This window comes from Pseudomonas monachiensis, from assembly GCF_047345015.1.
Lineage (GTDB): Bacteria > Pseudomonadota > Gammaproteobacteria > Pseudomonadales > Pseudomonadaceae > Aquipseudomonas > Aquipseudomonas monachiensis.
In genome coordinates, this window is the sequence record NZ_CP178857.1 from 1,858,203 (window position 1) to 1,881,436 (window position 23,234).

Annotated in this window: 16 protein-coding genes and 1 other RNA gene; 11 read left to right on the plus strand and 6 right to left on the minus strand. The window is 61.2% G+C overall.

Annotated features, from left to right (window positions below; translation table 11 throughout):
- Positions 1 to 11: 11 nt before the first annotated feature.
- Both xdhB and xdhA read right to left on the minus strand, forming a co-directional pair.
- Positions 12 to 2,411 (minus strand): xanthine dehydrogenase molybdopterin binding subunit, encoded by a 2,400-nt coding sequence (gene xdhB, locus ACMDB8_RS08400; protein WP_409078452.1) that lies wholly within the window; start codon positions 2,409 to 2,411, stop codon positions 12 to 14.
- Positions 2,404 to 3,858, minus strand: a complete 1,455-nt coding sequence (xdhA, locus tag ACMDB8_RS08405) for a xanthine dehydrogenase small subunit (protein WP_409078451.1) — start codon at positions 3,856 to 3,858, stop codon at positions 2,404 to 2,406. The genes xdhB and xdhA overlap by 8 nt, the downstream gene beginning before the upstream one ends.
- A gap of 277 nt (positions 3,859 to 4,135) precedes the next feature.
- On the opposite strand from xdhA, the gene ACMDB8_RS08410 reads away from it, so the two are divergent.
- The 6 genes from ACMDB8_RS08410 to ffs all read left to right on the plus strand — a co-directional run bounded on the left by ACMDB8_RS08410 (position 4,136) and on the right by ffs (position 13,468).
- Complete coding sequence (locus ACMDB8_RS08410) at positions 4,136 to 4,795, plus strand: GntR family transcriptional regulator (RefSeq protein WP_056721937.1); 660 nt, start codon at positions 4,136 to 4,138, stop codon at positions 4,793 to 4,795.
- Between the two features lie 2 nt (positions 4,796 to 4,797).
- The gene (smc, locus tag ACMDB8_RS08415) at positions 4,798 to 8,286 is read left to right on the plus strand and encodes a chromosome segregation protein SMC (protein ID WP_056721939.1); all 3,489 of its coding nucleotides are present in this window, start codon (positions 4,798 to 4,800) and stop codon (positions 8,284 to 8,286) included.
- Positions 8,287 to 8,544: 258 nt separating this feature from the next.
- Positions 8,545 to 9,399, plus strand: coding sequence for a cell division protein ZipA (gene zipA / locus ACMDB8_RS08420; RefSeq protein WP_056721941.1), 855 nt, complete (start codon positions 8,545 to 8,547; stop codon positions 9,397 to 9,399).
- Positions 9,400 to 9,490: 91 nt separating this feature from the next.
- The gene (ligA, locus tag ACMDB8_RS08425; protein ID WP_223542339.1) at positions 9,491 to 11,848 is read left to right on the plus strand and encodes an NAD-dependent DNA ligase LigA; all 2,358 of its coding nucleotides are present in this window, start codon (positions 9,491 to 9,493) and stop codon (positions 11,846 to 11,848) included.
- 158 nt (positions 11,849 to 12,006) lie between these two features.
- Complete coding sequence (locus ACMDB8_RS08430) at positions 12,007 to 13,170, plus strand: zinc-binding metallopeptidase family protein (RefSeq protein ID WP_223542340.1); 1,164 nt, start codon at positions 12,007 to 12,009, stop codon at positions 13,168 to 13,170.
- 201 nt (positions 13,171 to 13,371) lie between these two features.
- An RNA gene (gene ffs, locus ACMDB8_RS08435) (signal recognition particle sRNA small type) lies at positions 13,372 to 13,468 on the plus strand.
- Between the two features lie 60 nt (positions 13,469 to 13,528).
- Here the strand turns inward: ffs and ACMDB8_RS08440 are convergent.
- Entirely contained in the window at positions 13,529 to 14,326 is a 798-nt protein-coding gene (locus ACMDB8_RS08440) for a substrate-binding periplasmic protein (RefSeq protein WP_056721948.1), read from the minus strand.
- 123 nt (positions 14,327 to 14,449) lie between these two features.
- On the opposite strand from ACMDB8_RS08440, the gene dnaX reads away from it, so the two are divergent.
- From dnaX to ACMDB8_RS08465, 5 genes are all read left to right on the plus strand, one after another.
- Complete coding sequence (gene dnaX / locus ACMDB8_RS08445) at positions 14,450 to 16,549, plus strand: DNA polymerase III subunit gamma/tau (protein ID WP_409078450.1); 2,100 nt, start codon at positions 14,450 to 14,452, stop codon at positions 16,547 to 16,549.
- Between the two features lie 67 nt (positions 16,550 to 16,616).
- Positions 16,617 to 16,955, plus strand: coding sequence for a YbaB/EbfC family nucleoid-associated protein (locus ACMDB8_RS08450; RefSeq protein ID WP_007971455.1), 339 nt, complete (start codon positions 16,617 to 16,619; stop codon positions 16,953 to 16,955).
- Between the two features lie 267 nt (positions 16,956 to 17,222).
- The gene (locus ACMDB8_RS08455; protein WP_223542342.1) at positions 17,223 to 18,254 is read left to right on the plus strand and encodes an NADP-dependent oxidoreductase; all 1,032 of its coding nucleotides are present in this window, start codon (positions 17,223 to 17,225) and stop codon (positions 18,252 to 18,254) included.
- Positions 18,255 to 18,333: 79 nt separating this feature from the next.
- Positions 18,334 to 18,936: a recombination mediator RecR gene (gene recR / locus ACMDB8_RS08460; protein WP_008050204.1), complete on the plus strand. Its 603-nt coding sequence runs from the start codon at positions 18,334 to 18,336 to the stop codon at positions 18,934 to 18,936.
- A gap of 164 nt (positions 18,937 to 19,100) precedes the next feature.
- Positions 19,101 to 20,249 carry an acyl-CoA dehydrogenase family protein gene (locus tag ACMDB8_RS08465; RefSeq protein WP_056721954.1) on the plus strand — a complete coding sequence of 383 codons (1,149 nt, stop codon included), beginning with the start codon at positions 19,101 to 19,103 and terminating at the stop codon, positions 20,247 to 20,249.
- Between the two features lie 89 nt (positions 20,250 to 20,338).
- Here the strand turns inward: ACMDB8_RS08465 and ACMDB8_RS08470 are convergent, their stop codons facing one another.
- The 3 genes from ACMDB8_RS08470 to hemN form a co-directional block, all read right to left on the minus strand.
- A complete protein-coding gene (locus tag ACMDB8_RS08470) occupies positions 20,339 to 20,887 on the minus strand; it encodes an adenine phosphoribosyltransferase (RefSeq protein WP_027921719.1) in 549 nt (182 codons plus the stop codon).
- A 77-nt stretch (positions 20,888 to 20,964) separates the two neighbouring features.
- Positions 20,965 to 21,699 (minus strand): fumarate/nitrate reduction transcriptional regulator Fnr, encoded by a 735-nt coding sequence (gene fnr, locus ACMDB8_RS08475; RefSeq protein ID WP_056721956.1) that lies wholly within the window; start codon positions 21,697 to 21,699, stop codon positions 20,965 to 20,967.
- A gap of 90 nt (positions 21,700 to 21,789) precedes the next feature.
- The gene (gene hemN, locus ACMDB8_RS08480) at positions 21,790 to 23,172 is read right to left on the minus strand and encodes an oxygen-independent coproporphyrinogen III oxidase (protein ID WP_223542401.1); all 1,383 of its coding nucleotides are present in this window, start codon (positions 23,170 to 23,172) and stop codon (positions 21,790 to 21,792) included.
- Positions 23,173 to 23,234: the final 62 nt, after the last annotated feature.

Sequence of the window (23,234 nt, forward strand, 5' to 3'; positions counted from 1 at the left end):
GCACCTCGGTCTTAGAGCGAAGCCAACTCGGTCTCAGCCTCGACAGCCTTCGCCGCCTTCAACTGGCGCATCTGCTCACAGCCCCACAACACTCGCTCCGGGGTTGCCGGGGCGTCGATTTTCGGTTGATGTCTGTAATCGCCCAGGCTCGCCACGGCGTCCTTGATCGCACACCACGAGGCGATACCGAGCATGAACGGCGGCTCGCCCACGGCCTTGGAGTGGAACACCGTGTCTTCCGGGTTCTTGCGGTTCTCTACCAGCTTGACCCGCAGGTCCAGCGGCATGTCCGCCACGGCCGGGATCTTGTAGCTGGCCGGGCCGTTGGTCATCAGCTTGCCCTTGTTGTTCCACACCAGCTCTTCCATGGTCAGCCAGCCCATGCCCTGGATGAAACCGCCCTCGACCTGGCCGATGTCGATGGCCGGGTTCAGCGAGGCGCCGACGTCGTGGAGGATGTCGGTGCGCAGCATCTTGTATTCGCCGGTCAGGGTGTCGACCAGCACTTCGCAGCACGCGGCGCCGAAGGCGTAGTAGTAGAACGGCCGACCACGGGCCTGGCTGCGGTCGTAGTAGATTTTCGGGGTCTTGTAGAAGCCGGTGCTCGACAGCGACACCTGGGCAAAGTACGCCTGCTGGATCAGTGCTTCGAAGGTCAGGATGTGATCGCGGACCCGTACGTGGCCGTTGTGGAATTCCACGTCTTCTTCGCTGACCTTGTACTGGCGCGCCGCGAATTCCACCAGCCGTTGCTTGATAGTTTCGGCAGCGTTTTGCGCGGCCTTGCCGTTCAGGTCGGCACCGCTGGAAGCAGCGGTTGGCGAAGTGTTCGGCACTTTGTCAGTGTTGGTCGCGGTGATCTGCACGCGGTCCATTTCCACCTGGAACACTTCGGCCACGACCTGCGCGACCTTGGTGTTCAGGCCCTGGCCCATTTCGGTGCCGCCGTGGTTGAGGTGGATGCTGCCGTCGGTGTAGACGTGCACCAGGGCACCGGCCTGGTTGAGGAAGCTGGCGGTGAAGGAAATACCGAATTTCACCGGGGTCAGCGCCAGGCCTTTTTTCAGGATCGGGCTGTTGGCGTTGTAGCGACGAATCGCTTCGCGACGCTCGGCGTACTGGCTGCTTTCTTCGAGTTCGGCGGTCATCTCTTCGAGCATGTTGTGCTCGACGGTCTGGTAGTAGTGGGTGACGTTGCGCTCGGTCTTGCCATAGTAGTTGGCCTTGCGCACGGCCAAAGGATCCAGGGCCAGATGGCGAGAAATGGCGTCCATCACTTCTTCGATGGCGACCATGCCTTGCGGGCCGCCGAAACCACGGTAGGCAGTATTCGACGCGGTGTTGGTCTTGCAGCGGTGACCGTTGATGGTCGCATCGCCCAGGTAGTACGAGTTGTCCGAGTGGAACATCGCCCGGTCGACGATCGACGCCGACAGGTCAGGCGAGCAACCGCAGTTGCCGGCCAGTTCCAGGTTGATGCCGTGCAGGCGGCCGGTGCTGTCGAAGCCGACGTCGTACTCGACATAGAACGGGTGACGCTTGCCGGTCATCAGCATGTCTTCGACCCGTGGCAGTCGCATCTTGGTCGGCTGGCCGGTGAGGTGCGCGATCACCGCGCACAGGCACGCCGGGCTGGCCGCCTGGGTTTCCTTGCCGCCGAAACCGCCGCCCATGCGACGCATGTCGACGACGATCTTGTTCATCGACACGTCCAGCACTTCGGCCACCAGCTTCTGCACTTCGGTGGGGTTTTGCGTGGAGCAGTAGACGATCATGCCGCCGTCTTCGGTCGGCATCACCGAAGAGATCTGGGTTTCCAGGTAGAAGTGCTCCTGGCCGCCGATGTGCAGCGTGCCCTGGATGCGATGTTCGGCAGTGGCCAGCGCCGTGGCCGAATCGCCGCGTTGATGGGTGTGGCTGTCGAGTACGAAGTGGCGCTTGCGCAGGGCTTCGACCACGTCCAGCACAGGTTCCAGGTCTTCGTATTCGATGATCGCGGCCATGGCCGCCTTGCGCGCGGTTTCCAGATCTTTCGCCGCCACGGCGATCACCGGTTGACCAACGAACTGCACAGTGTCGATGGCCAGCAGCGGATCGCCCGGTAACAACGGGCCGATGTCTTTCAGGCCCGGTACGTCTTCGTGGGTGATGGCGATGCGCACGCCTTCGAAGGCGTAGCAGGGCGAGGTGTCGATGCTGATGATCCGGGCGTGGGCGCGGTCCGACATGCGCGCATAGACGTGCAACTGGTTCGCAAACTCCAGGCGGTCGTCGATGTATTGCGCCTCACCGGCCACATGCTTGGCGGCGCTGTCGTGCTTGACGCTGCGGCCGACACCGGTGGTCAGGTCCTTGGCGAACAGTTCAGCCAATTCGGCTTGGGTCTTCTCTACGGCGTGATGATTAGACATAAGCGGTCACCCGGGTCTCGATGTGCGGTGTTTGCAGTTCGATGAAGTATTTGCGCAGCAGGTTCTGCGCGCTGAGCAGGCGATATTCCTTGCTGGCGCGGAAGTCCGAGAGCGGCGTGAAGTCTTCGGCCAGGGCAGCGCAGGCGCGTTCGACAGTGGCGTTATTGAATGGCGAGCCGAGCAACGCGGCTTCGCAGGCAGCGGCGCGTTTCGGGATGGCCGCCATGCCGCCGAAGGCGACGCGGGCTTGAGCGACGATGCCGTTTTCCAGGCGAATGTTGAAGGCGGCGCAGACTGCCGAGATATCGTCGTCCAGGCGCTTGGAAACCTTGTAGGCGCGGAACAGTTTATCGACGCTGGCGCGGGGCACGATGATCTTCTCGATGAACTCGCTTTCCTGGCGCGCCGTGACGCGGTAATCGATGAAGTAATCTTCCAGCGCCAGGGTGCGGCGGGTCTCGCCTTTGCACAGCACGATCTGCGCACCGAGGGCGATCAGCAGGGGCGGCGAGTCACCAATCGGCGAGGCGTTGCCGATGTTGCCGCCCAGGGTGCCCTGGTTGCGGATCTGCAAGGACGCGAAGCGGTGCAGCAATTCACCGAAGTCCGGGTACTCGGCATTCAAGGCCTCGTAGCAATCGGACAGGGACGTGGCGGCGCCGATTTCCAGGCGATCGTCAAAACGGTCGATGCGCTTCATCTCGGCGACGTTGCCGACATAGATCATCACCGGCAGGGTGCGGTGGAACTGCGTGACTTCCAGCGCCAGGTCAGTGCCGCCGGCCAGCAGGCGGGCCTGTGGATAAGCGTCGTAGAGATCGGCCAGGTCGGCCACGGTCAGCGGCACCAGGCAGCGTTTGTCGCCGCTGTTGAGTTCGCCGATATCGGTCGGGGCAATGGCTTTGAGGCGTGCGATGGTGTCGGCCTCGCGGGCGTCGAACTGGTCCGGTTGCTTGGCGCAGCAGGACTGCTCGGCGGCTTCCAGGATCGGCCGGTAGCCGGTGCAACGGCAGAGGTTGCCGGCCAGTGCTTCGTGGGCCTTGGCATGATCCGGTGCATCGCTGTTCTTTTGCAGGGCAAACAGCGACATCACGAAGCCGGGGGTGCAGAAGCCGCATTGCGAGCCGTGGCACTCGACCATGGCTTTCTGCACGCTGTGCAGTTCACCCTTGTGCTTGAGGTCTTCGACGCTGATCAGTTGTTTGCCGTGCAGGGACGACACGAAGGTCAGGCACGAGTTGAGGCTGCGATAGCGAATGTGTTCGCGGCCGTCATCATCGGTCTGCAATTCGCCGACCACCACGGTGCAGGCGCCGCAGTCACCGCTGGCGCAGCCTTCTTTGGTGCCGGGCTTGCCGACATGGTCGCGCAGATAATTGAGCACGGTCAGGTTCGGGTCCAGGGCGTGCTCGCTACGGAGTTCCTGGTTTAGTAAAAACTGGATCACGGAAGGCCTCGCAGACTCATTATTGTTGTTAACCGATAGGAACTGAATTTAGCAGGTCTGACTTTTCGGTCAATGGTTTTCTGACTTAAAGGTCAGGAAATTACAATTTGTCGATCAACCACCTGTTCCTTAATTATTGTCGCTGGTTCGATAGCCTGCCTTTTTGCTTGAATTTGCTTGAATCGTGCCAAAAACCTCCGGGCAGGCACTCCGCCCTGACGCAGCAATTGCGCTACACTGCGCCGCTTGTACAGATCAAAGAGTTTGAAGGACAACCATGACGTTCAAGGCGCCGGACAGCCTCGCCGAGCAAATCGCTCACCACCTCGCCGAACGCATCATTCGCGGCGAAATGAAGCCCGGGGAGCGCATCCAGGAACAGAAGGTCACGCTGGCCCTCAATGTCAGTCGTGGTTCGGTCCGCGAGGCCTTGCTGATCCTCGAGCGTCGCCATTTGATCGCGATCCTGCCGCGACGCGGTGCCCACGTTACCGAGCTCACGCCACACAAGGTGCAGAGCCTGTGCACGCTGATGAGCGAGCTCTATATCCTGCTCGGCAACTCAGTGGCCAGCGGCTGGAAAACCCAGGCCGACATGGCGCCTTTCGTACAGATCCAGCAACGCCTGACGGCCAGCTACGAGCGTCAGGACATCCGCACGTTCGTCGACGACAGCTTCAATGTGATGCGCGCCGCGTACCCGTTCGCCAACAACCCGTACTTGCAGGAGACCGTCGAGAATCTGCAGCCGGCCATGAGCCGTGCGTATTTCCTCGCGCTGGACCTGCGCAAAGCGTCGATGAGCGAATTCCTCGAGCTGTTCGAACGCTTGCTCGCTGCTGTGCTGGCCCGTGACTTTGTGCAGATTCGTGAAGTGCTGACGGCTTACGCCCAGCGCAGTTGCGATCTGGTGATCTCAGCACTGACGGACGCCTGAGGGTGCGGCTCAAGTGCATCAAGCTGGCGGGGTTCAAGTCCTTCGTCGACCCGACCACGGTGAACTTCCCCAGTAACATGGCGGCGGTGGTCGGGCCCAATGGCTGCGGCAAGTCGAACATCATCGACGCCGTACGCTGGGTGATGGGCGAGAGTTCGGCGAAGAACCTGCGCGGCGAGTCGATGACCGACGTCATCTTCAACGGCTCCACCAGCCGCAAGCCGGTGAGCCAGGCGAGCATCGAACTGGTGTTCGACAACTCCGACGGCACCTTGCTCGGGGAGTACGCCGCCTACGCGGAAATCTCCATTCGCCGCAAAGTGACCCGCGACAGCCAGACCACTTATTACCTCAACGGCACCAAATGCCGGCGCCGCGACATCACCGACATCTTCCTCGGCACCGGGCTTGGCCCGCGCAGCTACTCGATCATCGAGCAGGGGATGATCTCCAAGCTGATCGAGTCCAAGCCCGAAGACCTGCGCAACTTCATCGAAGAAGCCGCGGGCATCTCCAAGTACAAGGAACGCCGGCGCGAGACGGAAAACCGCATCCGCCGCACCCACGAAAACCTCGAGCGCCTGACCGACCTGCGCGAAGAGCTTGAGCGGCAGCTCGAACGCTTGCACCGCCAGGCCGAGGCCGCCAAGAAGTATCAGGAATTCAAGGGTGAGGAGCGTCAGCTCAAGGCCCAGCTGTCGGCCCTGCGCTGGCAGGCGCTGAATGATCAGGTCGGCCAGCGTGAAGCGATCATCGGCAACCAGGAAGTTTCTTTCGAAGCCCTGGTGGCCGAACAGCGCAATGCCGACGCAAGCATCGAGCGCCTGCGTGACGGGCACCACGACCTCTCGGAGCGCTTCAACCTGGTGCAGGGGCGCTTCTACTCGGTCGGCGGCGACATCGCCCGGGTCGAGCAGAGCATCCAGCACGGTCAGCAGCGTTTGCGCCAGTTGCAGGATGACCTGAAAGAGGCCGAGCGCGCGCGCCTGGAAACCGAATCGCACCTGGGCCACGACCGCACGTTGCTGCTGACCCTCGGCGAAGAGCTGGACATGCTCACCCCGGAGCAGGAAGTCACCAGCGCCGCCGCCGAAGAGGCCGCCGCCGCGCTGGAAGAGTCCGAAACCACCATGCACGGCTGGCAGGAGCAGTGGGATACGTTCAACCTCACCGCCGCCGAGCCGCGCCGTCAGGCCGAAGTGCAGCAGTCGCGGATCCAGCAGCTGGAAACCAGCCTCGAGCGCCTGGCCGACCGCCAGAAGCGTTTAGGCGAAGAGCGCGCCTTGCTCTCGGCGGACCCGGAAGACGCGGCGATCATGGCGCTCAGCGAGCAGCTCGCCGAATCCGAAGCGACCCTTGAGGATTTGCAGACCAGCGAAGAAGCCCAGGTCGAAAAGCTCGAGCAGTTACGTCAGGAGTTGCAGCAGGCGCTGACCGCGCAGCAGCAGGCACAAGGCGATTTACAGCGCCTCAACGGTCGGCTGGCCTCCCTCGAAGCCTTGCAGCAAGCCGCGCTCGATCCGGGCACCGGCACCGCCGAATGGCTGCGCGAGCAGAATCTTGCGAATCGCCCACGCCTGGCCGAAGGCCTGAAGGTTGAGGCCGGTTGGGAGCTGGCGGTGGAAACCGTGCTCGGCGCCGACCTGCAAGCGGTGCTGGTGGATGATTTCAACGATTTCGATCTGTCGGGCTTTGCCCAGGGCGATCTGCGTTTGCTCAGCCCGGCCAGCGATGGCGTCCGGATGCCGGGCAGCTTGCTGGACAAAGTCGAGGCGCAACTCGATCTGTCGCCATGGCTGGGGCAGGTCAAGCCGGTCGACAGTCTGGAACAGGCCTTGGCCTTGCGGGGGCAATTGGCTGCCGGGCAGAGCCTGATCAGTCGTGACGGTTACTGGGTCGGACGGCATTTTCTGCGGGTGCGTCGGGCCAGTGAGGCGGAAAGCGGCGTGCTCGCCCGGGGGCAGGAAATCCAGCAACTGGGCCTTGAGCGTGAAGAGCGCGAAGCCGCTGTCGAAACCCTGGAAACCCGACTGCAGAATCTCAGGGCGCAGCAGCGTCAGCAGGAAAACGGTCGCGAACATTTGCGCCGTTTGCTGCAGGACGAAGCGCGTCAGCAAGGTGAATTGAAGGCGCAATTGTCCGCCGGCAAAGCCAAGGCCGAACAATTGACCCTGCGCCGTACCCGTCTCGACGAAGAGCTTGTCGAACTCGATGAGCAGCGCGCGCTGGAACACGAAAACATCGGTGAGGCGCGCCTGCAATTGCAGGAAGCCCTCGACAGCATGGCGCAGGACACCGAGCAGCGTGAGTTGCTGCTGGCCCAGCGCGACAGCCTGCGCGAGCGCCTGGATCGTGTGCGTCAGGAAGCGCGGCAGCACAAGGATCACGCCCACCAGCTGGCGGTGCGCCTGGGTTCGCTCAAGGCGCAGCATGATTCGACACGCCAGGCGCTGGAACGTCTGGAGATGCAGTCCGAACGCCTGACTGAAAAGCGCGAGCAACTGAGCCTCAATCTGGAGGAGGGCGAAGCACCGCTGGAAGAGCTGCGCCTGAAGCTCGAGGAGTTGCTCGACAAGCGCATGACCGTCGACGAAGAACTCAAGACCGCGCAGATCGCCCTTGAAGACGCCGACCGCGAATTGCGCGACGCCGAGAAGCGCCGTAGCCAGGCTGAACAGCAATCGCAGTTGATTCGCAGCCAGCTCGAAACCCAGCGCATGGAATGGCAAGCCCTGACCGTGCGCCGCAAGACCTTGCAGGACCAATTGCTGGAAGACGGCTACGATCTCCACGGCGTACTCGCGACCTTGACGGCCGAGGCCAGCGAGAAGGATGCCGAGGAAGAGCTCGAGCGCATCGCCGCCAGGATCCAGCGTCTGGGCGCGATCAACCTGGCGGCCATCGATGAGTACCAGCAACAGTCGGAGCGTAAACGTTATCTGGATGCCCAGAACGACGATCTGGTGGAAGCCCTTGAAACCCTTGAGAACGTGATTCGCAAGATCGACAAGGAAACCCGCAACCGTTTCAAGGATACCTTTGATCAGATCAATGGCGGTTTACAGGCGCTTTTCCCAAAAGTTTTCGGTGGCGGCCGCGCATATTTGGAACTGACGGGCGAAGATTTACTCGATACAGGGGTAACAATCATGGCGCAGCCGCCCGGAAAGAAGAACAGCACCATCCATTTGCTCTCCGGCGGCGAAAAAGCCCTGACCGCATTGGCCCTGGTTTTTGCGATCTTCAAATTGAACCCGGCGCCGTTCTGCATGCTCGATGAGGTTGACGCGCCACTGGATGACGCTAACGTTGGACGCTACGCGCGATTGGTAAAAGAGATGTCACAGACAGTGCAGTTCATCTATATCACCCACAACAAGATCGCCATGGAAATGGCCGAGCAACTGATGGGGGTGACGATGCACGAACCCGGTTGTTCACGCCTGGTGGCGGTGGATGTCGAGGAGGCGATGGCGATGGTGGACGCCTGAGTCGTAGTTGTAGGAAAGAGGCTTTACGGTGTGTAGGACTCTTTTCCTGGCTTCGACTTGCTGGCCAATCGACATATTCGCGTCAGCCAAGGCGGTAGACGGTGTAAAGTTGCCTTTGGTCGTGCTAGTTTAATGTCAATTTTTCGTATACGTGGGCAAAACGCCTGTCAGAACATAGAGTTGGCGCCACGTTTTAAAGCGGTTTGCAGGTTGTAAACCCCTTATTTTTCAGCATTTTTTATAGAGGCACGGGATTACATGGAAATCGGTCTGCGCGAGTGGCTGATCGTCATCGGCATTATTGTCATTGCCGGTATTCTTTTCGATGGCTGGCGCCGTATGCGCGGCGGCAAGGGAAAACTGAAGTTCCGTCTTGATCGAAATCTGTCCAATCTGCCGGACGAGGACAGCAGCGCCGAGTTGCTGGGCCCGCCGCGCGTGCTGGATGCACATAAAGAGCCGCAACTGGATGAGCAGGACCTGCCTTCGGTGAGCATGCCGGCCCGCGAGCCTCGCGAGTCGGGCTCCAAGCGCGGCAAGCGTGGCCACAGCGAGCCTTCCCAGGGCGACATGAACCTCAGCCTGGATCTGGACGGTGGCCCGAGCTTCAGCAGCCGCGACGACGATTTCCCGGACGACACCAAGTCCGCGCCAGCGGTCAACGACAAGGATCAGCCGCAAGCCGAAGAAGTGCTGGTGATCAGCGTGATCTGCCGCGACGCTGCCGGCTTCAAGGGCCCGGCGCTGTTGCAGAACATTCTGGAGAGCGGGTTGCGTTTCGGCGAGATGGACATTTTCCATCGTCACGAAAGCATGGCCGGCAACGGCGAAGTGCTGTTCTCCATGGCCAACGCCGTCAAGCCTGGCGTTTTCGACCTGGACGACATCGACCACTTCAGCACCCCGGCGGTGAGCTTCTTCCTGGGTCTGCCAGGTCCTCGCCATCCGAAGCAAGCCTTCGACGTGATGGTGGCTGCGGCACGTAAATTGTCCCAGGAGCTCAACGGCGAACTGAAGGACGACCAGCGCAGCGTACTGACCGCCCAGACGATCGAGCACTATCGTCAACGCATTGTGGAATTCGAACGCCGCGCCCTGACCCAGAAACGTTGACTGAAATGGTTATTCCCGCGCGGTGCGCGGAATAATCGGCAAAACAGATTGAGCAGCCTCGGCTGCTCTTTTGCTTTATGAGAGAACACCCATGACCGCCGCCAAGAACCGTATTTTAGAGCTGCGCGCTGAGCTGGATCAGCACAACTATCGTTACCACGTGCTCGACGAGCCGAGCATTCCGGACGCCGAATACGACCGCTTGTTCAACGAGCTCAAGGCTCTGGAAGCGGCCAATCCCGAACTGATCACCAGCGACTCGCCAACCCAGCGAGTGGGCAGCGAGGCGCTGTCGGCGTTTACCCAGGTGCGTCACGAAGTGCCGATGCTCAGCCTCGGCAACGCCTTCGAAGAAACCGACATGCGTGAGTTCGACCGCCGGGTGAGCGAAGGCCTGGATCTGCCGGCCGGCGATCTGTTCGGTGGCGGCGCAACCGTCGAGTACAGTTGTGAGCCCAAGCTCGATGGCCTGGCCGTCAGCCTGCTGTATCAGGATGGCATCCTGGTGCGCGGCGCCACCCGTGGCGACGGCACCACCGGCGAAGACATCAGCGTTAACGTGCGCACCGTACGCAACATCCCGCTCAAGCTGCACGGTACTGGCTGGCCGGCGACCCTGGAAGTGCGCGGCGAAGTGTTCATGTCCAAGGCCGGTTTCGAGCGGCTCAACGCCACGCAACTGGAAGTCGGCGGCAAGACCTTCGCCAACCCGCGCAACGCGGCGGCAGGCAGTTTGCGCCAGCTGGATTCGAAGATCACCGCCAATCGCCCGCTGGAGTTCTGCTGCTACGGCATCGGCCAGGTGTCGGCGGACATTGCCGATACGCACATCGGCAATTTGCAGCAGCTCCAGGCCTGGGGCATGCCGATCAGTCATGAGCTGAAGCTGGCGCACGGTATCGCCGAGTGCCTGGATTACTACCGCGACATCGGTGAGCGTCGCAGCGCGCTGCCGTATGAAATCGACGGCGTGGTGTTCAAGGTCAACAGCATTGCCTCCCAGCGCGAACTGGGCTTTCGCGCCCGTGAGCCGCGCTGGGCCATCGCCCATAAATTCCCGGCGATGGAAGAGCTCACCGAGTTACTCGATGTGGAATTCCAGGTCGGCCGAACCGGGGCGGTGACGCCGGTGGCGCGTCTGAAACCGGTCAAGGTCGCGGGCGTCACGGTGGCCAACGCTACGTTGCACAACATGGACGAAGTCGCGCGCCTGGGCCTGATGATCGGCGACACGGTGATCATCCGCCGCGCCGGTGACGTGATTCCGCAAGTGGTGCAAGTGGTCGTGGAGCGCCGTCCGGAAAATGCCCGGCCGGTGCAGATTCCCGAGCAGTGCCCGGTGTGCGGCTCCCATGTCGAGCGCACGCAACTGATCAAGCGCAGCAAGGGTCGCGAGACGGTCAGCGAAGGCGCGGTGTATCGCTGCGTCGGTCGACTGGCCTGCGGCGCGCAACTCAAGCAGGCGATCATTCACTTCGTTTCCCGTCGCGCCATGGACATCGAAGGCCTGGGTGAGAAGAGCGTCGAGCAACTGGTCGACGAAGGCCTGGTCAGCTCGCCGGCCGATCTGTACGCCCTGACCTTTGAGCAGATCGTCGATCTGGAAGGCTTTGCCGAACTGTCGAGCAAGAACCTGCTCGGCGCCATCGAAGACAGCAAGAAGCCGGGCCTGGCGCGGTTCATTTACGCCCTCGGGATTCCCGATGTCGGCGAAGAGACGGCCAAGGTCCTGGCGCGCTCCCTGGGTTCGCTGGAGCGGGTGCAGCAGGCCTTGCCGCAGGTACTGACGTACTTGCCGGATGTTGGCCTGGAAGTCGCGCACGAGATCCACAGCTTCTTCGAGGACGCGCATAACCGGCAGGTGATCGCTGATTTGCTCAAGCATGGCCTGCAGATTCAGGATCAGGGCGAGTTGGGTGCCGAGTTTTCGGCGAGCACCACCCTGGGCGGTTTCCTCGACAAGCTGCATATCCCCCTGGTCGGGCCGGGCGGGGCGCAGAAACTGGCGGACAAGTTCGGTTCGTTGCAGGCGGTGATTGGCGCGGATTGGCTGGATATGCGCCAGGCGCTGCCGGAGAAACAGGCCAATTCGGTGCGCGAATTCTTTGCGGACGAAGAAAATCGCCAACGTTCGATCACTGCTGAGGCGCAACTTGCCGATTTCGGCATGCATTGGCAGAGCGAGAAGAAAGTCGTCGAAGGCTTGCCGCTGGCCGGGCAGACCTGGGTGCTGACCGGCTCGCTGGAGCTGATGAGCCGCGATATCGCCAAGGACAAACTCGAAAGCCTCGGCGCCAAGGTAGCCGGCTCGGTGTCGGCCAAGACCCATTGCGTGGTGGCAGGGCCGGGTGCCGGTTCGAAGTTGACCAAGGCCAATGAGCTGGGGCTGAAGGTGCTGGATGAAGAGGCGTTTGTGGTGTTCTTGAAAGGTCACGGTATTCAGGTTTGACACCCAAGATCGCAGCCTGCGGCAGCTCCTACAGGAGAACGCATTTCTCTGTAGGAGCTGCCGCAGGCTGCGATCTATTGATTTTTCCCACAAAAAGCATGGGAACGATCATCTCTCGGGAATGATCTAGTCTCTGCAAGCCTCAGGGAGAGATCGCCATGTACCCGTTCTTCGAGCAACTCAGCTCGCGCATCGCCGCGCCGTTCATGGCCGAAAATTCGCGCAACAGCAAGGTCTGGTCCTGTCGTTGCGGGCAGTCGCTGTTCTTTCGCAACAGCCAGTGCCTGGCCTGTTCGGCGGCATTGGGTTATCAGCCGGAGCGCAGTCGCCTGTCTGCGCTGCAACCGGGTGTGCAGGCGGACACCTGGCTGCTGGATGCCGATCCCGGGGCTGGCCTGTTTCGCCGCTGTGCCAACCTCGACTCCCCGGCGGCCTGTAATTGGTTGCTGCCGGCCAATGACCATGACGTCTTGTGCATTGCCTGCAGCCTCAATCGCACCATTCCTGATCTGTCGATAACCGACAACCACGAGCGCTGGCGCAAGGTGGAAACCGCCAAGCGACGTCTGGTCGCGCAACTGCTCAGCCTGGGGTTGCAGGTGACTCCCAAAACCGTCGATGAAGACACGGGCCTTGCCTTCGACTTCATCGGCGTGGACCTCGAAGGCAAACCGCCTACCACCGGACACGCCAATGGCCTGGTCACCCTGGATATCAAGGAAGCCGACGATGCCCACCGCGAACAGGTGCGAGTGCAAATGCACGAACCCTATCGCACGCTGCTCGGGCATTTTCGTCACGAAGTCGGGCACTACTACTGGGATCGATTGATCGCCAATGGCCAATGGCTTGAGCCTTTTCGCGGAGTGTTCGGCGATGAGCGCGCCAGCTATGCCGAAGCCCTCGAGCGCCATTATCGGCAGGGCGCACCGCTCGACTGGCAGCAGCACTACGTCAGCGCCTACGCCACCATGCACCCGTGGGAAGACTGGGCCGAAACCTGGGCGCATTACCTGCACATGATGGACGCAGTGGATACCGCGCTGGGGTTTGGCATGAGCGCCCGGGAAATGGACTTCGACTATCAGCCGTTTCCGCTGGATACCCTCTACGATCCGCGGCATCCCGACGGCGCGGCGTTCCTGTCGTTCGTCAATGCCTGGATAGAACTGGCGGGCATGCTCAACGAATTGTCACGCAGCATGGGGCAGCCGGATTTCTATCCGTTCGTCCTGCCGCCAGCGGTCATTGCCAAGCTGCACTTTATTCACCTGGTGATTCAGCAGGAGGGCGGCAGGGCGGACGAGGTGTTGGCGCAATAGGATCAAAAGATCGCAGCCTGCGGCAGCTCCTACAGGTGTACGCCGATCCATGTAGGAGCTGCCGCAGGCTGCGATCTTTTAAGGCCAGCGCATGTCCTTGAAGCAGCTCATATTTTTTAATATCCCCGAACGGTTGTAACTTCGTCTCAGATAGGTACAATGGCGCGGCTCGCCGACAGGTGAGCGTCGTTATGGTGACCCCATCGGTCCCCCCGCAACGATTACCCGTGAACCTGGTCAGATTCGGAAGGAAGCAGCCACAGCGGGAACATTGTGTGCCGGGGTGTGGCTGGTGGGGTTACCACCTTAACGCCACGCGAGTGTTCTCTCGCGTTATCTTTCTGAAATCAGACTTTCGCTAGCTGCCAGGATCTTGTCCGGGGCGGTTTTTTGTCGTTTGCGGTTTATCCACAGCCGCAGGCTCGCCACCGATATACAGCCGAACAATCGCATCGATCTCCCCGGACATCTTCATCCGCCCCAGGGTGCGCAGGATGCTCTGCACCGGGATCTTCGGGTCATTGCGAACGTAGCAACCGATATGGTTTTCCTGCAGCACTGCCACGCCCTGCAGTTGCTGCTCCGGCAACAGGCGGTGATTGAACCAGTCCAGGCTCCATTGATTGCTGACGGCATAGTGATTGCGGCCGGCCAGGAGCTTTTCCAGCACTTGTTCCTGATTGCGTGCGTCGTCGCGCTGCAGTTGGCCGGTGTCGAACAGCGGCTGCAGGGTCGGGTAGTTGTAGCCCAGCACGGTGCCAATGGACTGTTGCGGCAAGTCGGCGGGTTTGACCGCGCCGGGCGGCGCATGCAGGGTGATCAATACGTCCGGTTGAGTGAAGAGCGGGATGCTCCAGAGATAATCATCAGGCTGATCGGGCAGCCACGATTGCGTGACATAACAGCGGACATCGACCTCGCCTTGCTCCATGGCACTTTGTATGCGCCGGCGCGGCAATACATGGAATTCGGCCGGTACGCCGACCTGGGTCGCGAGGCTGAGCATCATGTCATACAGGATGCCCTGGGTCGGTTTGCCCCGTTCAAGCTGCACCATGGGCATGCTCCAGCTGTCGGGTATCACGAAGCGCAGCGGTGCTTGCGCAGCCACGCCGTCCAGGCTGATCAACAGCAATGCCCCCAAGGCCAGCCGCATAAACACTCCGTTAATAGCCCCCGATGTGCAGCTTAGCCACAATACACGAGCGCACCGGATGCAATTTGTCCCTTGCTCCGCTAGCATTAGCCGCTTCTGCTTCCTTCGCTGCGACGGTTTTCGATGAGTTATCAGGTTCTTGCACGTAAATGGCGCCCGCGCTCGTTCCGCGAAATGGTCGGCCAGACCCATGTGCTCAAGGCTCTGATCAATGCCTTGGACAGCCAGCGGCTGCACCACGCCTACCTCTTCACCGGTACCCGTGGGGTCGGCAAGACCACCATCGCGCGGATCATTGCCAAATGCCTTAACTGCGAGACAGGTATCACTTCAACCCCCTGTGGCGAGTGTTCGGTGTGTCGCGAAATCGACGAAGGCCGCTTTGTCGACCTGATCGAGATCGACGCCGCGAGCCGCACCAAGGTCGAAGATACCCGCGAATTGCTCGACAACGTGCAGTACGCCCCGAGCCGTGGGCGCTTCAAGGTCTACCTGATCGACGAAGTGCATATGCTCTCGAGCCATTCCTTCAACGCCCTGCTCAAAACCCTTGAAGAGCCGCCCCCCTACGTCAAATTCATCCTGGCGACCACTGACCCGCAGAAACTTCCTGCAACGATTCTGTCGCGGTGCCTGCAGTTCTCCCTGAAGAACATGACGCCGGAACGCGTGGTCGAGCATTTGACCCACGTACTGGGCGTCGAGAACGTGCCGTTCGAAGACGATGCGCTGTGGTTGCTGGGCCGTGCCGCCGACGGGTCGATGCGTGATGCCATGAGCCTGACCGACCAGGCGATTGCCTTCGGTGAAGGCAAGGTCATGGCCGCCGACGTGCGTGCGATGCTCGGGACCCTCGATCACGGGCAGGTCTACGACGTGCTGCATGCGTTGATCGAAGGCGATGCCAAGGCGTTGCTCGAAGCCGTCCGCCACCTGGCCGAGCAAGGCCCGGACTGGAACGGCGTGCTTTCGGAAATTCTCAATGTGCTGCACCGCGTTGCCATCGCCCAGGCCCTGCCGGAAGGTGTCGACAACGGTCACGGCGACCGTGACCGGGTGCTGGCGCTGGCCCAGGCGTTGCCGGCCGAAGACGTGCAGTTCTACTACCAGATGGGCCTGATCGGTCGCCGCGACCTGCCGCTGGCGCCGGATCCCCGGGGTGGTTTTGAAATGGTGTTGCTGCGGATGCTGGCGTTCCGGCCCGCAGACACCGCGGATGCCCCGAGGCAACCGCTAAAGCCAGTGGGGATCAGCCAGGCCACAGTTGATTCCGCAAACTCAGTGGCTGCCGCGCCGGTTGTTGCGCCGGTAGTCGCTGCGGCCGTTGCGCCTGTAGCGGCTGCGCCAGTGGCAGCCCCAGCGCCTGCACCGGAACCGGAACCGGTTGTGCCGGTCGTTGTGCCAGAACCTGCGCCGGAACCAGCGCCTGCGCCTGTGGTTGAAGCGGCCGTGGTCGAAGAGGTGGTCGACCTGCCGTGGAATGACCCGGTCGAGCCGGCGCCCATTCAGCAACCGGCGGTGGAGCCGGTGCTGGAAACCGCCAGCGAACAACCCGAATTGCCGCCGATGCCGTTGCCGACGCCGGACAGTGTGGTGCCGGACGCTCCGGAATGGGCCGCCGCGCCGATCCCGGAACCCTCGGTGGCCACCGTCGATGCCGCGACGCCGGGCATGGACCTGGATGACGAACCGCCGCTGGACGAGGATTACATCGAGCCGGACATGGATTCGGCCTACAGCTACCTCGACGAACTGGCCAGCGAGCACGCCGCCGACCCGGCTCCGGAGCCCGAACCCGAGCCCGCGGCAATGCCGGCTACCGGCCTGGCCCTGCAATGGCTGGAACTGTTCCCGAAATTGCCGATCTCCGGCATGACCGGCAGCATCGCCGCCAACTGCACGCTGATCGCGGTGGATGGCGACAATTGGCTGATGCACCTGGACCCGGCCCACAGTGCCTTGTTCAACGCCACGCAACAGCGCCGTCTCAACGATGCGCTGAACCAGTATCACCAGCGCACGCTGACCCTGAGCATCGAGCTGATCAAGCCCGAGCAGGAAACCCCGGCACAAGCGGCTTCGCGCCGCCGCGCCAACCGTCAGCGCGAGGCGGAGGAATCGATCCACGGTGATCCGTTCATCCAGCAAATGATGCAGCAGTTCGGTGCGGTGGTCCGTAACGATACTATTGAACCTGTCGACGCCCTGGTCACTCAGGGCTAATAACTGAAGGCGCCCGGCCGCATGGGCCGGGCGCTGTTTTAATCCAAGTACTTTTGAGGTGATTACCATGATGAAAGGTGGCATGGCCGGCCTGATGAAGCAGGCGCAGCAGATGCAGGAAAAAATGGCCAAGATGCAGGAAGAACTGGCCAACGCCGAAGTCACCGGTAAGGCCGGTGGCGATATGGTCACCGTGGTGATGACCGGTCGTCATGACGTCAAGAGCGTGACCATCGACCCGAGCCTGGTCGAAGGCATGAGCGAAGACGACAAGGAAATGCTCGAAGCGGTCATCGCCTCCGCGGTCAACGATGCCGTGCGCAAGATCGAAGCCAACAGCCAGGACAAGATGGGCAGCATGACTGCCGGCATGCAACTGCCGCCGGGCATGAAGCTGCCATTCTGATTCGCCTTCAGGCGGCAGATGAGTTACAAAAATGCCAGGCATAGCGCCTGGCATTTTTGTTTCTGGCTGACAGATATGTGTGGCTGACATGCCGCCATCGCGGGCAAGCCCGCTCCCACAGGTTTTGTGAACGCCGCAAATCTTGTGGGAGCGGGCTTGCCCGCGAAGAAGTCGCCTCGGTTCACCTGAATAAACATCGAACGCCATACCGCCACAAAGGTCTGCTCCCTATATCACTGAACCTCATCGATCACAGGAGACGCTGCCATGTCCGACCCCATGACCCTCAATCAACGTATTGTCCTGGCCTCTCGCCCGGTGGGCGCGCCAACGCCGGAAAACTTCCGTATGGAACGGGTGGCGCTGCCGGACCTGGCCGATGGTCAGGTGCTGCTCAAGACCATTTTCCTGTCGCTGGACCCGTATATGCGCGGACGTATGAGTGACGCGCCTTCCTACGCCGCGCCGGTGGAAATCGGCGAAGTCATGACCGGGGGCGCTGTCAGCCGGGTCGAGCGCTCGCTCAATCCGAAGTTTCAGGAGGGCGATCTGGTGGTCGGTGCCACCGGTTGGCAAAGTCACAGCATCAATGACGGTCGCAGCATCATTCCTATTCCCGCGCTGCCAAGCCCTTCGATGGCCCTTGGGGTACTGGGTATGCCGGGCATGACCGCGTACATGGGCCTGATGGACATCGGCCAGCCGAAGGCCGGCGAAACCCTGGTGGTTGCAGCGGCGTCCGGCGCGGTGGGCTCGGTGGTCGGCCAGGTGGCGAAGATCAAGGGGCTGCGCGTGGTGGGTGTGGCGGGTGGGGCGGACAAGTGCCGTTATGTGGTCGACGAGCTGGGCTTCGACGCCTGCATCGACCACAAGAGCGCGGACTTTGCCGACGAACTGGCGCAAGCCTGTCCCAAGGGCATCGACATTTATTATGAAAACGTCGGCGGCAAGGTATTCGACGCCGTGGTGCCGTTGCTCAATCCCAAGGCACGGATTCCGCTGTGTGGCTTGATCGCTTCCTATAACGCCCATGAGGCGCCGAGCGGCCCGGATCGCCTGCCACTGTTGCAGCGCACACTATTGACCAAGCGAGTGCGCATCCAGGGCTTCATCGTGTTCGATGACTATGGTGATCGCCAGCCGGAATTCCTCAGTGCCATGGCGCCCTGGGTACGCGATGGCAAGGTGAAGTTCCGCGAAGATGTGGTCGATGGCCTGGAACAGGCGCCCGATGCGTTCATCGGCCTGCTGGAAGGGCGCAACTTCGGCAAACTGGTGGTCCGGGTTTCCCGGGACTGAGTAATTCACGCTGCAATTTGACGCTCAACCGAGGCGCGGGTATAAACCGCGTCTCGTTGTTTTGTCGGACTTTTCCACCATGAGCTTCAGCCCTTTGATTCGCCAACTGATCGACGCCCTGCGAATTTTGCCAGGCGTGGGTCAGAAAACCGCCCAGCGCATGGCGTTGCAGTTGCTCGAGCGTGATCGCAGCGGCGGCTCGCGCCTGGCGCTGGCCCTGAGCCAGGCCATGGAAGGGGTCGGTCACTGCCGCTTGTGCCGTACGCTGACGGAAGATGACCTGTGCCCGCAATGCGCCGATACCCGTCGCGACGACACCTTGCTCTGCGTGGTGGAAGGGCCGATGGACGTCTATGCCGTGGAGCAGACCGGTTTTCGCGGGCGCTATTTCGTGCTCAAGGGCCATCTGTCGCCGCTCGACGGCTTGGGGCCGGAAGCCATCGGCATTCCCCAGTTGATGGCGCGGATCGAAGAGGCCGGCACGTTCGCCGAAGTCATCCTGGCCACCAACCCGACCGTGGAAGGTGAAGCCACGGCGCACTACATCGCCCAATTGCTCAGCAGTAAAGGCCTGATCGCCTCGCGCATCGCCCACGGCGTACCGCTGGGTGGCGAGCTGGAGCTGGTGGATGGCGGGACGCTGGCGCATTCGTTTGCGGGGCGTAAGCCGATTTCGTTGTAATCGCATCAAGCCGAAAAGATCGCAGCCTGCGGCAGCTCCTACAGAAAGACACCGATCCCCTGTAGGAGCTGCCGCAGGCTGCGATCTTTTGATCTTCTATCTGTCTCTTGTAAACCAAGCAAGCGCTCGGTTAACTTCACTGACCCCTTCAGTGGAGCTCGCCGATGTCTGCCTTTCAGGAATACTTCGACCCCAGCCACCAATTGGTCCGCGACAGCGTCAGACGTTTCGTCGAGCGCGAGATTCTTCCTGATATCGAGCAGTGGGAAGAGGCCGAAAGTTTTCCTCGCGAACTCTACCTCAAGGCCGGCGCCGCGGGGATTCTCGGCATTGGCTACCCGGAGGCTTACGGAGGCAGCCACGAAGGAGATCTGTTCGCCAAGGTTGCCGCCAGTGAAGAGTTGATGCGCTGTGGCTCTGGCGGGCTGGTTGCCGGCCTGGGGTCGCTGGATATCGGCTTGCCGCCCATCCTCAAGTGGGCCCGGCCCGATGTACGGGATCGTGTGCTGCCCCAGGTGCTGTCGGGAGAGAAGATCAGCGCCCTGGCAATCACTGAGCCCGGGGGCGGCTCCGACGTCGCCAACCTGCAAACCCGTGCTGTGCGCGACGGCGATTTCTATCGGGTCAGTGGCAGCAAGACTTTTATCACCAGCGGTGTGCGTGCGGATTTCTATACGGTTGCGGTGCGAACGGGCGAGCCAGGTTTCGGTGGCATCAGCCTGTTGCTGATCGAGAAGGGCACGCCAGGTTTCACCGTAGGACGGCAGCTGAAGAAAATGGGCTGGTGGGCGTCAGACACCGCTGAGTTGTTCTTCGATGATTGCCGAGTGCCTGTAGGAAACCTGATCGGTGCCGAGAACATGGGCTTTGCCTGCATCATGGGCAATTTCCAGAGCGAACGCCTGGCCCTGGCGTTGATGGCCAACATGACCGCACAACTGGCGCTGGAAGAGAGCCTGAAGTGGGCGCGCCAGCGCGAAGCCTTTGGCAAACCGATCGGCAAGTTTCAGGTGATCAAGCATCGCCTGGCCGAGATGGCGACCGCGCTGGAAGTGTCCCGGGAATTCACCTACCGCCAGGCCGCGAAAATGGCGGCGGGGCAGGGCGTGATCAAGGAGATTTCCATGGCCAAGAATTTTGCGACGGATACCGCAGACCGGATCGTCAACGATGCGGTGCAGATTTTGGGTGGGCTGGGTTATATGCGCGAGAGTCTGGTGGAGCGGCTGTACCGCGACAACCGGATCCTGTCGATTGGCGGCGGGACGCGGGAAGTGATGAACGAAATCATCAGCAAGCAGATGGGGCTGTAATGCAAAAGATCGCAGCCTTCGGCAGCTCCTACAGGATCAAAGCCATCCCAATGTAGGAGCTGCCGAAGGCTGCGATCTTTTGATCTTTGTTACTTATCAGTCAACGCAAACTGCGTCAGGCAAAACGTCGGAATGCCCATGTCTTCCAGACGCTGCGAGCCACCCAGTTCTGGCAGATCGATGATCGCCGCCGCTTCATGCACCCGGGCGCCCATTCGGCGGATCAGGTTGGCGGCGGCGATCAGGGTGCCGCCGGTGGCGATCAGGTCATCGAACATCACCACCGAATCCCCTTCGCACAGGCTGTCGGCATGCACTTCCAGGAAGGCTTCGCCGTATTCGGTCGCATAGCCCTCGGCCAGTACGTCAGCTGGCAACTTGCCTTGCTTGCGGAACAGCACCAACGGCTTGTTCAACTGATACGCCAGTACCGAACCGATCAGGAAGCCACGGGCGTCCATCGCGCCGATGTGGGTGAAGTCAGCCTCGACGTAACGGTGGGCGAAGCTGTCCATCACCAGGCGCAGGGCCGTGGGCGACTGGAACAGCGGGGTGATGTCGCGAAAGATCACACCCGGTTTCGGGAAGTCGATGACAGGGCGGATGAGGGATTTGATGTCGAAGGAGTCGAAGACCATCGTGGTGTCCTGGCAGGGCTGCAAAGGGCGAAGTATAACGGCGGCTGAACCCTTTCGCTCAGCCGCAACGTTTTGTTTCAGCCTTCCAGTGAACCACCGGCCAGGGCGCACAGCTGGATCGGGTCGATAATCCGGATTTCCTTGCCTTCTGCCGCAATCAGTTCGTTTTGCTGGAAACGGGTAAAGACCCGGGACACGGTTTCCACTGCCAGGCCCAGGTAGTTGCCGATTTCGTTGCGCGACATGCTCAGGCGGAACTGATTGGCGGAAAAACCCCGGGCGCGGAAACGTGCCGAGAGGTTGACCAGGAAGGTGGCGATGCGTTCGTCGGCGGTCTTTTTCGACAACAGCAGCATCATCTGCTGGTCGTCACGGATCTCGCGACTCATCACCCGCATCAGCTGACGGCGCAACTGCGGCAATTGCAGGGCCAGTTCGTCGAGGCGTTCGAAAGGGATTTCACACACCGAGGTGGTTTCCAGGGCTTGTGCCGATACCGGGTGCTTTTCGGTGTCCATGCCCGACAGGCCGACCAGTTCGCTGGGCAGGTGGAAGCCGGTGAGCTGTTCTTCACCACTGTCGCTCAGGCTGAAGGTCTTGAGGGCGCCAGAACGGACTGCGTAGACAGAATCGAAGGTATCGCCCTGGCGAAAGAGAAACTCGCCTTTTTTCAGCGGCCGGCCGCGTTTGACGATTTCGTCCAGCGCATCCATGTCTTCCAGATTCAGCGAAAGTGGCAGGCAAAGAGGGGCCAGGCTGCAATCCTTGCAATGGGCTTGATTATGAGCGCGCAGTTTTACTGGCTCGGACATTTCTTCAATCCTTGTGGGAAATCACACATAAGACGTAAGGGTAACTCACCATAGGATATCGAGGCCAGTCTGAGGCGCTTGCTTGCAGAATTAGATTACCCGCGAAAAGCGCTGGCGGCTGTGTTGTTCCAGATACGCGTCGAACACCATGCACACCGAGCGCACCAACAGTCGCCCGGCGGGCAGGATGGTGATCCGGTCGCGATCGAGTTCGATCAGCCCGTCTTTGGCCATGTCTTGCAATTGCGGCCAAAGATCGCCGAAGTAGCCTTGGAAATCGATGTTGAAGGCCTGTTCGATCGCGGAAAATTCCAGGCTGAAATTGCAGATCAGTTGCTGGATGACCGCACGCCGCAGCCGGTCATCGGCATTGCACAGCAGGCCGCGGCTGGTGGCCAGTTGTGACGTGGCAAGGACGTTCTGATACTCGGTCAGGTCGCTGCTGTTCTGGCAGTACAGGTCACCAATCTGGCTGATCGCCGACACGCCGAGGCCGATCAGATCGCAATGACCGTGGGTGGTGTAGCCCTGGAAATTGCGTTGCAGGGTCGATTCTTCCTGGGCAATCGCCAGTTCATCGTCGGGCAGGGCGAAGTGGTCCATGCCGATGTAGCGATAGCCGGCGCCGGTCAGTTGCTCGATGGTGCGCTGCAGCATTTCCAGTTTCTGCGCGGGTGTCGGCAGTTCATTGCTGTTGATGCGCCGTTGGGGCATGAAGCGTTCCGGCAAGTGGGCGTAGTTGAACACCGATAACCGGTCCGGTTGCAGGTTGATGACCTCTTCGACGGTGCGGGCGAAATTCTCCGGTGTCTGTCTCGGCAGGCCGTAGATCAGGTCGATATTGATCGAACGAAACTGCAAGGTACGGGCGGCATCGATCACCGCGCGGGTTTCTTCCAGGCTTTGCAGGCGATTGACTGCGCGTTGCACCGCCGGGTCGAGGTCTTGCAGGCCGATGCTGACCCGGTTGAAACCCAGTTCGCGCAGCAGGCCCATGGTCGACCAGTCGGCCTCGCGCGGGTCGATCTCGATGCCGTAGTCGCCGGAGTCGTCGTCCAGCAAATTGAAGTGTTTGCGCAAATGCGCCATCAACTGCCGCAGTTCGTCGTGGCTGAGAAAGGTCGGCGTGCCGCCACCGAAGTGCAGTTGCTCGACTTTCTGCGTAGGGTCGAGGTGGCAGGCGATCAACTGGATTTCCTGTTCCAGGCGCTGCAAATACGGCTGCGCCCGCCCGCGATCCTTGGTGATCACCTTGTTGCAGGCGCAGTAATAGCAAATGTTCGCGCAGAACGGCACGTGCACGTACAGCGACAACGGGCGTTGGGCCTTGCGGCTGTCGCGCAGGGCATGGAACAGGTCGAAGGTGCCGACCTGGCTGCTGAATTGCACGGCGGTCGGATACGAGGTGTAGCGTGGTCCCGCCAGGTCATAACGGCGGATCAGATCGGTGTCCCAACGAATGGCGTCGAGCATCATGCGGGCATTCCCCCCGGATAGGCTGGCAGTGTCAGCCACTTTATGCGAGGGCGGGGTGG

Coding starts and splice junctions, on each gene's coding strand:
- recR (WP_008050204.1), top strand. CDS start 18,334: ATGAGCTTCAGCCCTTTGATTCGCCAACTGATCGACGCCCTGCGAATT.
- ACMDB8_RS08410 (WP_056721937.1), top strand. CDS start 4,136: ATGACGTTCAAGGCGCCGGACAGCCTCGCCGAGCAAATCGCTCACCAC.
- fnr (WP_056721956.1), bottom strand. CDS start 21,699: ATGTCCGAGCCAGTAAAACTGCGCGCTCATAATCAAGCCCATTGCAAG.
- ACMDB8_RS08440 (WP_056721948.1), bottom strand. CDS start 14,326: ATGCGGCTGGCCTTGGGGGCATTGCTGTTGATCAGCCTGGACGGCGTG.
- ACMDB8_RS08465 (WP_056721954.1), top strand. CDS start 19,101: ATGTCTGCCTTTCAGGAATACTTCGACCCCAGCCACCAATTGGTCCGC.
- ACMDB8_RS08430 (WP_223542340.1), top strand. CDS start 12,007: ATGTACCCGTTCTTCGAGCAACTCAGCTCGCGCATCGCCGCGCCGTTC.
- ACMDB8_RS08450 (WP_007971455.1), top strand. CDS start 16,617: ATGATGAAAGGTGGCATGGCCGGCCTGATGAAGCAGGCGCAGCAGATG.
- xdhB (WP_409078452.1), bottom strand. CDS start 2,411: ATGTCTAATCATCACGCCGTAGAGAAGACCCAAGCCGAATTGGCTGAA.
- ACMDB8_RS08470 (WP_027921719.1), bottom strand. CDS start 20,887: ATGGTCTTCGACTCCTTCGACATCAAATCCCTCATCCGCCCTGTCATC.
- zipA (WP_056721941.1), top strand. CDS start 8,545: ATGGAAATCGGTCTGCGCGAGTGGCTGATCGTCATCGGCATTATTGTC.
- hemN (WP_223542401.1), bottom strand. CDS start 23,172: ATGCTCGACGCCATTCGTTGGGACACCGATCTGATCCGCCGTTATGAC.
- dnaX (WP_409078450.1), top strand. CDS start 14,450: ATGAGTTATCAGGTTCTTGCACGTAAATGGCGCCCGCGCTCGTTCCGC.
- ACMDB8_RS08455 (WP_223542342.1), top strand. CDS start 17,223: ATGTCCGACCCCATGACCCTCAATCAACGTATTGTCCTGGCCTCTCGC.
- ligA (WP_223542339.1), top strand. CDS start 9,491: ATGACCGCCGCCAAGAACCGTATTTTAGAGCTGCGCGCTGAGCTGGAT.